Source organism: Streptomyces purpureus (genome assembly GCF_014648195.1).
Taxonomy (GTDB): domain Bacteria; phylum Actinomycetota; class Actinomycetes; order Streptomycetales; family Streptomycetaceae; genus Streptomyces; species Streptomyces purpureus.
The window spans coordinates 49,297-62,766 of sequence record NZ_BMQQ01000023.1 but is presented as its reverse complement, the minus strand read 5'-3'; the positions used below and the strand labels follow the sequence as shown (position 1 = coordinate 62,766).

Genomic DNA, 13,470 nt, shown 5'->3' with positions numbered 1-13,470 from the left:
ATGACATGGGTCGCCGCGGTCGCACGGTTGCGGGCACGCCGGGAGTCCGGCGTGCTGGTGACCGTCGCGACCGTGCGCGGCCACGCTCCGCGCGACGCCGGTGCCAAGCTCGTCGTGGGCTCGACCGAGACGTGGGGCTCGATCGGCGGCGGCAACGTCGAGGCCGTCGCGATCGACCGGGCCCGGGAGATGATCGCCGCGTCCAAGCCGGAGCCGGAGCTGATCGATTTCGCCCTGAACGACAAGGTGGTCAACCAGCATGGCGTGCAGTGCTGCGGCGGAACGGTCGCGGTGCTGCTCGAACCACTGCCGGTGGTACGGGCGGTGGCGATCTTCGGCGTCGGGCACGTCGGGCTGGAACTGGCGCGCATCCTGGCCCGTCAGGACCTCGACCTCCATCTGATCGACTCCCGCTCCGACATGCTCGCCAAGGAGCGGCTCGATGTGCTGGCGGACGCGGTGGCGCAGGTGCATGTGCATCACACGCCGCTGCTGCCCGAGGAGGTACTGGCGGATCTGCCGCGCGGCACCCACATCCTGATCATGACCCATGATCACGCCGAGGACGCCGCGCTGTGCGACGCCGCCCTGCGTACGACCCACCTCGGCTCCATCGGGCTGATCGGGTCGGCGGCCAAGTGGGTGCGGTTCCGTAAACGCCTCTCCACCGAGGGCGGTCACGACGAGGCCACCATCGACCGGATCAAGACCCCGATCGGGCTGGCCGACATCACCGGCAAGGAACCGGCGACCATCGCCGTCAGCGTCGCCGCCGACCTGTTGCGCACCTTCGAAACCGAGGGGAACTGACCCTCACACCGGCTCAACTGGGGTGCCCCGCGTGCGTGCGAACGTACGACCTGCGGGGCACCCCTTCGGCGTATCCCGGGCGGGTCACGAGGTGTCCGGCTGGCAGCGGGGGCACCACACCGTGCCGCGTCCGCCGACCCGCCGGCGGTCGAGTGGACCGCCGCAGCGCGGGCACGCCGGGTCGGCGTCGTCGCGGCGGCCGGTGAGCCAGGACCTGCGCGGCGGTACGCGTCCCGCGCGTACCGACGAGCGCAGGGTGCGCCGCATCTCCGTGTGGAGCCGGTGGCGCTCGTCGTCGCTCAGTTCCCCCGCCTGGCGGGCCGGATGCAGGCGGGCACGCCACAGGATCTCGTCGGCGAGGAGATTGCCAAGACCGGCGATCAGGGACTGATCGGTCAGGACCGACTTGACCCGGCCGCGCCGCCCGGACAGCAGCTCGTCGAACCCGTCCCGGTCCATGGACAGCGCGTCGGGCCCCTGGTCACCGAGGGCCCGCGCGACATCGGCGTCGGGATCCTCGGCGAGCCAGATGCCCTGAAGCTTGCGCTGGTCACGGAAGCGCAGCTGGTCGCGGCCGAGGACGAACACGACGCGGTCGTGCGCCTGAAGGTCGTCCGTCGCCCGGCAGCAGACCAGCTGTCCGGTCATGCCGAAGTGCATCAGCACGGTCGGCCCGTCGGTGCGGGCGAGCAGCCACTTGCCGTGCCGCCCGGGTTCGGTGAACCGGCGCCCCTCCAGCCGGCGGCGCAGCCGCTCCGCGCCCACCCCGTGCAGAACGCCCGCATCGTGCACCTCGACCCCTGTGATGCGCTTGCCCTGCGCGCAGCGGGCGAGGACCTCCCGGAACCCCTCGACATCCGGCAGCTCGGGCACACCATCACCCCTTCGCGAGGCCCCGTCACCTCCAGGGTCGCACCCCGCGCGAGCGTGCGCCGGACCTTCGACGTGCGTACCGGCGGGCGCACTGCTTCCCTGGTGGGGTCGGTTCGTCGTACCGCGAGGAGTGCCCTGATGAGTACCGCTGATGAGTCGCGGATCCACGCCCGGCAGATGCGCGAGAAGGCCAAGGAGCTGGACAGGGCGGCCGAAGGCGCCGCCGACCCGCAGGAGAAGCAGCGGCTGCGGGACGAGGCCCGCCGGCTCCGGGATCAGAGCGAGCAGGAGTCCGGCATGGCGAGCGGCGACATCTACCCCGACCGGTAGTCGCCCGGCCGGACGGGAACCCGGCGCGGGCGCGCCCGACGCCGCATGCCCGGTCGTCGGCCCTCGACACCGCAGCCGTCGATATTCGGCAGCGGCTCAGCGGCTCAGCGGCTTGTCGCCCGCCGCAACCGTCCTCACCGACGCCCCGGCCCGCCCGCACCGGACACGTACGCCCGCAGCGCTGTCCGGTTGCCCAGGTCCGGCAGTGGATGAGAGGGCCACGCGCGGGCGTACGAGGGAGGCTGCGCCCCGTCCGACACCAGGATCGCGACCGGTTGGCGCAGCGCCGTCGCGACGAGTTCCTCCGGTGTGGTGCTCTTGTTGGGTCCGTAGGGCTGGCGGGAGGCGCAGCCGGCGCGGAAGGCCACCCGGATCGACTCCGTACCGCTGACCACACACGGTGGGCGCACGCCCAGGGCGTGCAGTTCGGCCGCGACGCGCCCCAGGTCGGCGGTGTCGCGCCGTACGCGGTCGGCCGTGCTGGCGACCAGCTGGTACTGGATCGCCAGGTGCGCGACGAGGGCCACGGCGACCATCCCGATCACGATCCGGCGGCCGCGCGGGCGGGGCCGGCAGGCACGGAGCAGGCCGTACGCGACGGGCAGGGCCAGGAGCGCGTAGGCGGGCAGCAGGAAACGCGGCGCGGCGTAGCCGACGGTGAACAGGTAGGGCGCGGCCAGTGCCGTACCGACCACCGTCGCCACCACCAGCTCCGTGCGGTGGCGGCGGGCGCGGACAGCGGCTCGTACGCCCGCCGCCACGAGCAGCGGCAGGGCGAAGAACCACAGGGCGGCGGCGGGGTGCCGCCAGGGCACATTGCAGGGGCGGCACAGTGTCCGCCCGCCGAGGGCGCGCGCATGGTCGTCGACGGAGAAGTACCAGCCGAGCCGGCCCTGGATCTCGCTGGCCCGGTCCAGCCGGGCGGCGAGGCCGCCGTACGAGACGTACGCCTCGACGACCCACTGGGCGCATCCGACGGCCAGGCCGACGGCGAGCGCGACCAGCAGGAGCACCCGCCGCCGTGCCTTCAGCACCACGGACGCGGCCGCGAGCGGCAGGGCGAGCCACACCGCGTCCGTGGGGCGCATCAGCGCGGCGAACGCCACCGCGGCGGCCAGGCCGGCGGGCGCCCACCGGTCTCCAGGGTCGCGTGCGGCCCGCAGGAAGCAGCCGACCGAGGCGAGCGCCCCGTAGGCGACCCACAGGTTGGGCATCGCCTGCGAGGCGTAGAACATCGTGATCCACAGGCCGGCGAAGAGCCCGCCCGCGACACCGAGAACGGGCGCGGGCAGCAGCCGGCGCCACGCCCACAGGGCGAGGAACAGTCCGCAGCCCGCCAGCACGGCCATATAGACACGGAGCGCTGCCGTGGAGGTGGTCAGCGCCGTGACGGGGGCGACGAGGTAGGTGATGCCCCGGGCGCGCGGCGCGCTGAAGAACGCCGCCGGGGCCTGCGGGCTCACCTGGCTGACGTACACCGACTCGTCCCAGCCGAGCCCGAGCCCGGGAGCCACCAGCGCGAGATGGACGAGTGCGAAGGCGGCGCAGACGGCCCCGAGCAACAGCAGCGGACTTCTCGGGGCCGCCCCGGCGGACGGTCCCTGCCGCGCCGTGCCCGCCGCACCGGCCCGTACCTCGCTGATCACGCCTCTGTCCCGCATGGCAGCCAGGCTGCCGCCGGCCACGGCGGGCCGCTCGGGCCGGCGTGGCACTCGGCGCAACGCGCGTGACGAACGAGTGAGGTCCCACCCGAGCGCCGCCTCCCTCGCTAGCATCCGTGAAATGGGCGCTCCCACGGACGGCACGGAGGTCGTCATGCAGCAAGGACCCGCATCCCGTCTGTCGGTGAACCGCGCACGGATCGGCCACAAGGTGCGGTACGCCCTGCGGCACCCCCGCCGCGTGGCGCCCCATCTGCGGCGCGCGTGCCGGGACGCGTGGCTGCGGCTGCGTCACCGCGGCGGCCACGTCGCCTACTACCGGGCGGTGATGGCGTCCGACACGGCCCGCAGCCCCGAGGCGGCGGTCGGCGGGGCGCCCTCGCGGGAGCGCTGGCTCGCGATCGGGCAGATGCAGTTCGACTACCTGCGCGAGCACGGGCTGCAGCCGCACGACCGGCTGCTGGAGATCGGCTGCGGCAACCTGCGGGCGGGCTGGCGGTTCATCGACCATCTGGAGCCGGGCCACTACTACGGGATCGACATCTCGCCCGACATCCTCATCGAGGCCAAGAAGACCCTCGTCCGCTACGGCCTTCAGCACAAGCTGCCGTACCTGACACCGGTCGACGACCTGAAACTGGACTTCCTGCCCGACGCCTCGTTCACGGTCGTGCACGCGCACAGCGTCTTCTCGCACTCACCGCTGGAGATCATCGACGAATGCCTCGCCCACGTCGGACGGATCCTCGCGCCCGGCGGCTTCTTCGACTTCACCTTCGACCGTACGGAGACGCGCGAACACCATGTCCTGGGCGAGGACTTCTACTACCGCACGGAGACGCTGACCCGGCTGGCCGCGCGGCACGGTATGACGGCCCGTTTCATGGACGACTGGGAGCGGCTGCCGCACGGCCAGTCGAAACTCCGCGTGACCCACGGGGCGTGAATCCCGCGGGACGCCGAGGGCGGCGCCCGGCGCGGAAGGGGAGCGCCGGCTAGGGAGCGTCGCGTTCCGCCTGGGCGAGCAGGCCGTCGACGAACGCGCGCAGGCTCTCGGGGTAGATGTCGCGCGCGGCGAGTGGGGCCCACCGGACGCCGATGGCGGCCAGGTGGGGCACCTGGGAGGGGTCCAGGTCGTCGCGGTGGGCGAAGGGCCGGCCTTCGTCCCGTCGGCGGGCGGAGTGGGCGCGGACGAGGACCTCGCCGACGGTGAAGTACCAGATGCCGCGGAAGACGTCGACGCTCTGCTCGGGTGTGCATCCGTGGTCGACGGCCCCGGCCAGGATGGCTTCGGCCATCCACATCGCCGACTCGTCGTACCGCACGGAGGCATGCCCCGATGATCCGAATGCTGCTGCGCGTGCTGGGCCACGAACACGCCCGGCCGATGCGCCGCACCGTGGCCCTGATGGCGACGACCGCGATGGCCGAGGGGCTGTCCTACGCGCTGCTGGTTCCGGTGCTGCGGGCACTGCTTGGGAGTACGCCCGCCGATGCCTGGCCCTGGCTGATCGCCTTCGGGGCGGCGGCCGCCGGCTACGCGGCGCTGCGCTACCTCAGCGATCTGACCGGTTTCCGCGTCGGATCCGCGCTGCTGCGCGGCCTGTACCACCGGCTCGGCGACCACCTGGCCCGGCTGCCCCTCGGCTGGTACGGCGCCAGCCGCGTCGGGGAGGTGTCCGTGCTGGCCGGCCGGGGCGTCCTGGACGCGATGAGCGTGATCGCCCACCTTCTGGCGCCGTTCACCGCCGCCTCCGTGACTCCGCTGACGATCGTCGTCGTGATGCTCGCCTTCAACTGGCAGCTGGGGCTGGCGGCGCTGGTCGCCGTACCCGTCGTGGCGGCGATCCAGATCCGCACGGGACGCTCGACGGCCGCCGACGACGCCGAGCGCACCGCGCGCGACCACGAGGCCACCGGGCGGGTCGTCGAATACCTCCGGGCCCAGCCGGTGCTGCGGGCAGGCGGCCGGACCGCCGAACGCTTCCGGCTCCTGGACGACTCGCTACGGGAAGTCCAGCGCGCGTCCCACCGCTCCACGCTCTCGGCGCTGCCCGGAGTGGTCGGCCTGACGCTCACGGTGCAGGCGATGTTCACCGGGCTGTTGGTCCTGGGCGCCTACCTCGCGCTCGACGGGAGCATCGGCGCGGCGGAGGTCCTGGCGATCCTGGTGCTGGCCGCCCGGAGCGCGGACCCGCTGCTGTCGCTTTCGGACATCGGTGGCCAACTCCGCGGCGCCGGTACCGTACTGGCGGGACTCGACGCCGTACTGCGCACCGAGCCGCTGCCGGAAGCCGCCGACCCCCTCCAGCCGGCCGGCCACGACCTGGAGTGCGCGTCCGTCGTCTTCCGGCACGGCGGCCGCACGGTGATCGACAACGTGTCGCTGTCCGTGCCGCAGGGCCGGCGGCTCGCCGTGGTCGGACCGTCGGGCGCGGGCAAGAGCACACTGCTGCAGCTCATCGCCCGGTTCTACGACGTGGACGCGGGCGCGGTGCGTATGGGCGGCGCGGACGTGCGTGACATCTCCACGGAGGCGTTGATGGCCCGGATCGCCATCGTCTTCCAGGACGTCCATCTCTTCGACGGCACGATCGAGGAGAACGTACGCCTCGGCCGCCCCGACGCCGACGAGGCCGAGGTACGGGCGGCGGCGGCCGCGGCGCGGCTGGACGAGGTGATCGAGCGGCTGCCCGGCGGATGGGCGGCGCACGTCGGTGAGGGCGGCGCGCTGCTGTCGGGCGGTGAGCGCCAGCGCGTCGCGATCGCCCGGGCACTGCTGAAGGACGCGCCCGTCGTACTGCTCGACGAAGTGACCTCCGCACTGGACCCGGTGAACGAGGCCGCCGTCCACGAGGGCATCGAGCGTCTCCTGGCGGGCCGTACGGTGGTGATGGTGGCGCACCGGATGCGGACCGTCCGCGGCGCCGACCGCGTCGTCTTCCTGGACGGCGGCCGCGTCGTGGAGGAAGGCGGCCACGACGAGCTGCTGCGCCGCGGCGGCCGCTACGCCGACTTCTGGCACCTGTCCCTGACTCCGGCAGGGAGCGAATGAGCCGGCCGCGCCCTCACGGGGTGCATGCCTCGGCGATCGACAGGCTGTTCTCGTAGAGGCGGTGCCGGGTGATCCGGCCGTCCTCGACGGTGAGATGCAGCGCGAACGGCCCCTCGAAGGCCTTTCCCGTGGCCCGTACGGTCCCCGACACATGCCCCATCAGGACGGCGTCGGTGCCGTCGACGAGGAAGGTGTCGACGGAGGCGCGCGCGTCCTCGGGCACGGTGTGCTCCATCAACTCCGTGAACTGCGCGGCGCATTCGGCGGCGGAGGACCTCGGCCGGATCCACGGGACGCCGGGGTTCTCGGCGAGCACCCAGTCGACCTCGTCGGCGAAGAGCGCGACGAGCCGCCCGGTGTCGCCGGCCAGCCGGGCGGTGAGGAACTCCCGCACGACGGCCCGGGTGACCTCGGCGACGGAACTCGCGGTGGCGGCCGAACCGGCCGTGGGGGAAGGGGGCGTGACGGTCATGACGCTCTCCTCGAAGCTACGGCCGAGTCCCGGCGGCCGACGGGCCTCGACGGGGGTTCCCGTCGATGTGTCTGATCCTGCCGGGTGAGGGGGAGCGTGGTCGATTACGCCGGGGGTAATGAGGGGCGGCCGCGTCCCGGCCGGCCGGCGGTTGGCCGGCCGGGACGGGGGGATCAGGTGAGGTCGAAGCGGTCCAGGTTCATCACCTTGTCCCACGCCGAGACGAAGTCGCGTACGAACTTCTCTCCCGCGTCCTCCGACGCGTAGACCTCCGAGATCGCCCGCAGCTGGGAGTTCGAGCCGAAGACCAGGTCGACGGCGGTGGCCGTCCACTTGTTCTCGCCCGTGGCGCGGTCCCGGCCTTCGAAGACGTTCTCGGTCGCGGTCGACGCCTTCCATTCCGTGCCCATGTCGAGCAGGTTGACGAAGAAGTCGTTGGTCAGAGTCTCCGGGCGGTGCGTGAAGGCGCCGTGCGAGGATCCGCCGAAGCCGGTGTTCAGGGCCCGCATGCCGCCGACGAGGATCGTCATCTCGGGCGCGGTCAGGTTCAGCAGGTTGGCACGGTCCAGCAGGAGGGTCTCCGGCGACAGCTTCTCACCGGCCCGCAGGTAGTTGCGGAACCCGTCCGCGCGGGGTTCCAGTACGGCGAACGCGTCCACGTCCGTCTGCTCCTGCGAGGCGTCCGTGCGCCCCGGTGTGAACGGGACCGTGATGTCGTGACCGGCGTTCTTCGCGGCCCGCTCGACGCCCGCGCAGCCGCCCAGGATGATCAGGTCGGCCAGCGACACCTTCGTCCCGCCGGTCTGGGAGGTGTTGAAGTCCTGCTGGATCCGCTCCAGGCCCCGCACCGTGTCGGCCACCTCGGGCAGGGCATTGACCTCCCAGTCCTTCTGCGGCGCGAGCCGGATCCTGGCCCCGTTGGCCCCGCCGCGCTTGTCGGTGCCGCGGAAGCTCGCCGCCGCCGCCCAGGCGGTGGTGACCAGTTGGGAGACGGACAGTCCCGAGTCGAGGATCCTGCTCTTGAGGGCCGCGATGTCGTCGTTCCCGACCAGCTCGTGATCGACCTCGGGGACGGGGTCCTGCCACAGCTGCGGCTCGGCGACCCACGGGCCGAGGTAGCGCGACAGAGGCCCCATGTCGCGGTGCAGCAGCTTGTACCACGCCTTGGCGAACGCCAGCGCGAGCTCGTCGGGGTTCTCGTGGAAACGCCTCGAGATCGGCCCGTAGACCGGATCCAGCTTCAGTGAGAGGTCCGTCGTCAGCATCATGGGAGCGTGCCGCTTCGACGGATCATGGGCGTCGGGGACGGTGCCCTGGGCGGAGGGGTCCGTGGGAGTCCACTGCTTCGCACCCGCCGGGCTGGTCGTCAGCTCCCAGTCGTACGTGAACAGGTTGTCCAGGTAGCCGTTGTCCCACTTCGTCGGCTCGGTGGTCCATGCCCCTTCGAGCCCGCTGGTGAGCGTGTCGGCGCCCTTGCCGCTGCCGTGCGTGTTCCGCCAGCCGATGCCCTGCTGCTCGAGGGGGGCGGCCTCCGGCTCCGGGCCGATGTACGAGGGGTCGACCGCACCGTGGCATTTGCCGAACGTGTGGCCGCCGATGATGAGAGCGACCGTCTCCTCGTCATTCATCGCCATCCGCCCGAACGTCTCGCGAATGTCCCGGGCGGCAGCCAGCGGATCCGGGTTTCCGTTGGGCCCCTCCGGATTGACGTAGATCAGTCCCATCTGAACGGCGCCGAATGGACCGGTGAGTTCCCTGTCGCCGCTGTAGCGCTCATCTCCGAGCCAGGTGTCCTCGGGCCCCCAGAAGATTTCCTCCGGCTCCCAGATGTCCTCCCGCCCGAAGCCGAACCCGAACGTCTTGAACCCCATCGATTCCATGGCGCAGTTTCCGGCGAAAACCAGAAGGTCGGCCCAGGAGATTTTCCGGCCGTACTTTTTCTTGACCGGCCAGAGCAGACGGCGCGCCTTGTCCAGACTGGCGTTGTCCGGCCAGCTGTTGAGGGGGGCGAAGCGCTGAGCGCCGGAGCCGCCGCCGCCCCGGCCGTCGGCGATGCGGTACGTCCCCGCGGCATGCCAGCTCATCCGGATGAAGAGCGGCCCGTAGTGGCCGTAGTCGGCGGGCCACCACTCCTGCGACGCCGTCATCACCTCGAAGACGTCCCGCTTCAGCGCGTCGACGTCGAGCGTGGCGAACTCATTTGCGTAGTCGAAGTCCTCGCCCATCGGATTGGCCCGGGGCGAGTGCTGGTGGAGAACCTGAAGGTCCAGTTGGTTCGGCCACCAGTCCCGGTTCGTCTTGGGGCGGGTCGCCGTGGGCTCCGGGGAGGGAATTGCCGGGTTCTCGGATTCGCTGCCGGACACGTCCGTCCTTCTTCCTGTCGCGGTGTTTCCTTCTGCTCGCTGCGTCCGTATGGTCGCGCACCGCAGACCGCACAGCGACGAGAACACACCGCACCGCTACGAGAACACGTACAGGGCACTCCCGCGTGACAAGCGGTCAGAAGTCCGAACTCGTTTTCCCGGCCTCATCCATTCCGTCGGTTCAGAGCCCGGCGACTTTGGAACTCGCCGACAGCTCGTACACCAGGGTGACCGTGCGGCGCCCGCCGGGAGGAAGGGCGACGTCCCAGCGGGCGATCCCCTCGGCGTCGACCGCGTCGGGCACCGGTGAACAGGCCTCCTTGCGCAGACGTACCTCCACCGCCGAGACCTCGGAGACCGGGATCCGCTCCCGGACGACGACCACCCGTTCGCCCTGTTCCCCGGGAGCCGAGAACCGGGACACGTGCAGCCGGACCGTGCGCGTGACCACGGTCCGCTGTGTGAGCCCGGCGGATTCGCGGGACTCCTCGGCCTGCCGGACCACCCGGTGGTCGTCGCGGCTGCCGAAGGCGAGCTCCACGGGGGCGCCGGCAGCGGTGAAGTCCAGCGTGCCGCGGCCGCTGAACCCACTGCCGCGGACGAGGTCCACGGGCCCGGCCAGCAGCACATGGCCGGACCGGTTGTCGAACCGCACGACCTGGGTGACCAGCGGCGACAGCTCCGGTGAGCAGGCGTACTCACTGCTCGCGGCCGTGGTGAAGACGGAGAGCGGCAGCCGGTGGGCGCGGCCGTCACCGGGCACGGAGACCGGCGCCGGGGCGCTCAGCACCCGCGCCTCGCCGCCGTCGTCCACCCCCGGCAGGCCGAGCACCGGGACCGGGCCGAGCTCCCCGATCTCCTCCTCGCGCAGCTCGACGTCGACCGTGCGGCGCTCCGCGGCGGAGCGGTCCCTGAGCGTCAGCCGGTCCTCGGCGAGGCGCGGTGGCTCGGTGGCCGACGCCGACCGGGCCGTCGACAGCGTCAGCCGTACGTCCGACCAGTCCTCGCCGGTCCGCTGCCAGACCATCGCCTCGCTCTCCAGCGTCAGCGAGTCACCGTCGAGCACGGCACGGTACGCAGGCCGCCACAGCGCACACGGGGTGAGGTGGCTCAGGCGCAGTTCGGCCGGCCCGGCGACGGCCGCCTCCACGGTCAGCTCGACATGACCGACCAGCTCGGCGGGCTCCTCCTCGGTGAGGTCCATGGCCCGCCGCGTCTCGCCGGACTCGGCGTCGAGCGCGGCCAGCCGGGCTTTCACGGTGCGCAGCTGCTCGGCGTACGTCTCGCGCTCGGCGTCCACCCGGTCCAGTTCCCGGGTCCAGCGGGCCCCTTCGCACTCCCCGGCGCCGGCGCCCTCGCCGATCTCCCGCAGCACGTCGGCGGCGAGACGGCCGAGCAGGTCGAGGCGGGCCTGCAGCCGCTCGCGCCGCTGCTCCAGGGTGAGGCGCTCCTCCTCCAGGGTGTGCATGCGGTGGCGCAGGGCGGAGTCGTCGGCGGACGGCACCGGCCCGCGCGGCGTCCAGGTGCGGACGATGCGCAGGTCGAGGACGTTCGCCGGGTGGTCGGCGGTCAGGTCGGCGTGGAGCGTACGGTCGACGGCCAGCGCGCTGACCGGTCCCAGCCGCAGGCGCTGGACCCCGGCCGCCAGGTCGAGCACGACGGCCCGCTCGACGTGGGCGCGGTCCTCCAGGCAGGTGACGGCGGTGACGGGGACGGCGATCGGCTCCGGTGCCGTGGCGGTGGCCGTCGTGGAGGTGGGTGCCGTGGACATGGGGTGTCAGCTCCTGCGGTTACCGCCGACCAGGGCTTTGCCGGCCGGGATACGGATCTGGTAGCCGCCGTCGAGGGCGGCGGTGCCGCCGGCGGGCAGGTCCACCCGCCAGACGCGGGTGCCCGGGGGGTGGTCCTCGGGTCCGGCGCCGTTTTCGGGCACCGCCCAGTCGGCCCGTTCCTCGATCCGGACGTCCGGTTCGGAGGTGACCGGCACCCGCTCGTGGACCTCGACGGTGACGGGCCGCGCGAGCCGGTTGGCCAGCTCCACGTGGACGCCGTGGTCGAGCACGGTGGTGTTGTTCCGCAGGCCGGAAGTCGACTCGCGCAGGTGCGTCCGGCGGGTGACCCGCACTCCGTCGGCCGGACCGAGGCCGACGCGGCGGACACCGCCGGGGGCGAGCGTGGGAAGCGCCGCCGTCAGCAGGAAGTCGCCGTCGACGGTGACCTCGACCGGGCCGGCCAGCAGGGCCTGGTCGGTGGCATTGGAGAGCACCAGGGTCGCGTACACCGTCTGCTCCACGGACGGCACGCAGAGGTACTCGGTGCGCAGGCCGACCGGGATCTCGCCGACGGTGACGGTGTGCCAGGTACCGTCCGAGGGAACGTCGGCGCGGGCGGCGGCATCGAAGCGGTGGTCGAAGGAGCCGGCGGACTCGCGGGGACGTACGGCGTGTCCGGGCAGCGGCAGCGCGGCCACCGCTTCGGCGCGGCGGCGGTACTCGGCCGCCACGGCGTCCACGGGAGCGCCGGGGAACAGCCGGCCTCGGCGGCCGCCCCGCTCGTCGGGGCCGGACAGGACGAGGGCGGCGTAGTCGAGCTCGGCGTCGCTGGGCTGCGGCGGACCGGGCGGCGGTGGCGTGAGCGGCGGCGGCAGGGGTGGCGCGGCGGCGCCGGGAGCCGCGGGGACCGCGAGTGGTGGCGGCGCGGCGAAGCCGGGGGCCGCCGGAGCCGCCGGCGGCATGGCGGCGGGGGCACCGGCGAAGGACCTGTCGCCGCTGCCCGGCCTGCCGGCCGGGCCCGAGAACCCGCGGTCGACGGCGACCGGCATCGGCGCGCCGTAGCCCTGGGGAGCCGGCGGCGGGGGTGGCGGCGCGGAGCCGGGCGCGTATCCAGCTCCCGCAGCCACAGGCACAGCCGCGGACGCGGCGGGAGTGGCAGGGCGAGGACCCGCCGCGTCGTACCCGGCGAACAGGTCGGCGAGCCCCGCCGGAGGCTCGCGCCAGCCGGACGGCGCGGGCGCGGACTGACGGCGTCCGATCCGGATCGAGCGCAGTCGCGGCAGGTCGGTGCGGCGCCGGAGGTCCGCGGTGGCCAGGGCGATGCGCACCCCGGTCCAGTCCTCGCCCGTGCGCTGGGCGACCGAGGCACGCAGCACCAGACGGCCGGTGCCGTCGCCCTGACGGTGGGTGAGACGGTACGCCGGCACCCAGACGGCGCCCGGCACCCCGTACTCCAACTCCAGCTCCACCTCCGCGCCGGCGGGGCCGTCGAGGGTCAGGACCGCGCAGACCGTGGTCGGCACGTGCGCTGACGGTGCGTCGGTGGAGGCGCGGGCGAGTGTGTCCTCGGCGACGATGAGCTCCTGCTCGGCGCGGAGCAGCGCCTGCTCCAGTTCCACGAGGCGGCTGTGGAGTGCGGTCAGCCGCTCGTCGACGAAGCCTGCGAGCTCCAGCCATGCGTCGGCCGGGGTGCGGCGGTGCCCCTCGTCCCGTCTGCGGGGCGGGGACACCGGCCGCAGACCCCTGACCTCCTCGATCAGGCCCAACTGCCGTTCCCGGCGCTCCTGCGCCGCCGCGTACTCGTCACGCAGCCGCTCCACCTCACGCCGTACGTCGTCCGGCGCGCCGGTCCCGGGCGGCTCGGCCTCGACCTCCACCCGTGCCTCGGTGACCCGCACCCCGGGGGCGCCCAGCACCCGGGCCCGCAGTGAGCCCGGGTCCAGTGAGCGGGGCAGTCCCGTCACCCGCAGCCAGCCGTCCGGCGGCACGCTGCCCCGGGCCAGGCGGCGGCAGAGCGCGCCCTGCGCGTACACCACCACCGAATCGAGGGTCGAACCCCACCGTGCCGCCTCAGCCGTCATGCGCCCCCGCCCCCACGCGTTCGTATCGGGCGAAGCCTACGCCCGAACGGTCC

At 73.0% G+C, this 13,470-nt stretch carries 11 protein-coding genes; 4 read left to right on the top strand and 7 right to left on the bottom strand.

The window, feature by feature from the left end; translation table 11 throughout:
• Nucleotides 1–810, top strand: coding sequence for a xanthine dehydrogenase accessory protein XdhC (gene xdhC, locus IEZ01_RS25235; RefSeq protein WP_019884237.1), 810 nt, complete (start codon nt 1–3; stop codon nt 808–810).
• Nucleotides 811–894: 84 nt separating this feature from the next.
• On the opposite strand, the gene IEZ01_RS25230 is transcribed toward xdhC, so the two are convergent.
• Nucleotides 895–1,683 (bottom strand): Fpg/Nei family DNA glycosylase, encoded by a 789-nt coding sequence (locus IEZ01_RS25230; RefSeq protein ID WP_189203920.1) that lies wholly within the window; start codon nt 1,681–1,683, stop codon nt 895–897.
• A 138-nt stretch (nt 1,684–1,821) separates the two neighbouring features.
• Between IEZ01_RS25230 and IEZ01_RS25225 the strand changes: the two genes are divergently transcribed.
• Nucleotides 1,822–2,013: a DUF6381 family protein gene (locus IEZ01_RS25225; RefSeq protein ID WP_019884235.1), complete on the top strand. Its 192-nt coding sequence runs from the start codon at nt 1,822–1,824 to the stop codon at nt 2,011–2,013.
• Nucleotides 2,014–2,147: 134 nt separating this feature from the next.
• Here the strand turns inward: IEZ01_RS25225 and IEZ01_RS25220 are convergent, their stop codons facing one another.
• The gene (locus tag IEZ01_RS25220) at nt 2,148–3,674 is read right to left on the bottom strand and encodes a glycosyltransferase family protein (protein ID WP_229833217.1); all 1,527 of its coding nucleotides are present in this window, start codon (nt 3,672–3,674) and stop codon (nt 2,148–2,150) included.
• A 121-nt stretch (nt 3,675–3,795) separates the two neighbouring features.
• Between IEZ01_RS25220 and IEZ01_RS25215 the strand changes: the two genes are divergently transcribed.
• Nucleotides 3,796–4,620 carry a class I SAM-dependent methyltransferase gene (locus tag IEZ01_RS25215; RefSeq protein WP_019884233.1) on the top strand — a complete coding sequence of 275 codons (825 nt, stop codon included), beginning with the start codon at nt 3,796–3,798 and terminating at the stop codon, nt 4,618–4,620.
• A gap of 49 nt (nt 4,621–4,669) precedes the next feature.
• Here IEZ01_RS25215 and IEZ01_RS25210 read toward each other — a convergent pair whose 3' ends face one another.
• Nucleotides 4,670–4,999, bottom strand: coding sequence for a hypothetical protein (locus tag IEZ01_RS25210; protein ID WP_229833215.1), 330 nt, complete (start codon nt 4,997–4,999; stop codon nt 4,670–4,672).
• A gap of 14 nt (nt 5,000–5,013) precedes the next feature.
• On the opposite strand from IEZ01_RS25210, the gene IEZ01_RS25205 reads away from it, so the two are divergent.
• Nucleotides 5,014–6,729 carry an ABC transporter ATP-binding protein gene (locus IEZ01_RS25205; RefSeq protein WP_189203917.1) on the top strand — a complete coding sequence of 572 codons (1,716 nt, stop codon included), beginning with the start codon at nt 5,014–5,016 and terminating at the stop codon, nt 6,727–6,729.
• Nucleotides 6,730–6,742: 13 nt separating this feature from the next.
• On the opposite strand, the gene IEZ01_RS25200 is transcribed toward IEZ01_RS25205, so the two are convergent.
• The 4 genes from IEZ01_RS25200 to IEZ01_RS25185 form a co-directional block, all read right to left on the bottom strand.
• Nucleotides 6,743–7,201: a nuclear transport factor 2 family protein gene (locus IEZ01_RS25200; protein ID WP_189203915.1), complete on the bottom strand. Its 459-nt coding sequence runs from the start codon at nt 7,199–7,201 to the stop codon at nt 6,743–6,745.
• 173 nt (nt 7,202–7,374) lie between these two features.
• Nucleotides 7,375–9,564, bottom strand: coding sequence for a catalase/peroxidase HPI (gene katG, locus IEZ01_RS25195; protein ID WP_189203913.1), 2,190 nt, complete (start codon nt 9,562–9,564; stop codon nt 7,375–7,377).
• Between the two features lie 181 nt (nt 9,565–9,745).
• A complete protein-coding gene (locus IEZ01_RS25190; RefSeq protein ID WP_019884226.1) occupies nt 9,746–11,335 on the bottom strand; it encodes a mucoidy inhibitor MuiA family protein in 1,590 nt (529 codons plus the stop codon).
• Nucleotides 11,336–11,341: 6 nt separating this feature from the next.
• The gene (locus tag IEZ01_RS25185; RefSeq protein ID WP_052185613.1) at nt 11,342–13,417 is read right to left on the bottom strand and encodes a DUF4139 domain-containing protein; all 2,076 of its coding nucleotides are present in this window, start codon (nt 13,415–13,417) and stop codon (nt 11,342–11,344) included.
• Between the last annotated feature and the right edge of the window lie 53 nt (nt 13,418–13,470).

Coding starts and splice junctions, on each gene's coding strand:
- IEZ01_RS25215 (WP_019884233.1), top strand. CDS start 3,796: ATGGGCGCTCCCACGGACGGCACGGAGGTCGTCATGCAGCAAGGACCC.
- IEZ01_RS25200 (WP_189203915.1), bottom strand. CDS start 7,201: ATGACCGTCACGCCCCCTTCCCCCACGGCCGGTTCGGCCGCCACCGCG.
- IEZ01_RS25190 (WP_019884226.1), bottom strand. CDS start 11,335: ATGTCCACGGCACCCACCTCCACGACGGCCACCGCCACGGCACCGGAG.
- IEZ01_RS25205 (WP_189203917.1), top strand. CDS start 5,014: ATGATCCGAATGCTGCTGCGCGTGCTGGGCCACGAACACGCCCGGCCG.
- IEZ01_RS25185 (WP_052185613.1), bottom strand. CDS start 13,417: ATGACGGCTGAGGCGGCACGGTGGGGTTCGACCCTCGATTCGGTGGTG.
- xdhC (WP_019884237.1), top strand. CDS start 1: ATGACATGGGTCGCCGCGGTCGCACGGTTGCGGGCACGCCGGGAGTCC.
- IEZ01_RS25225 (WP_019884235.1), top strand. CDS start 1,822: ATGAGTACCGCTGATGAGTCGCGGATCCACGCCCGGCAGATGCGCGAG.
- IEZ01_RS25220 (WP_229833217.1), bottom strand. CDS start 3,674: ATGCGGGACAGAGGCGTGATCAGCGAGGTACGGGCCGGTGCGGCGGGC.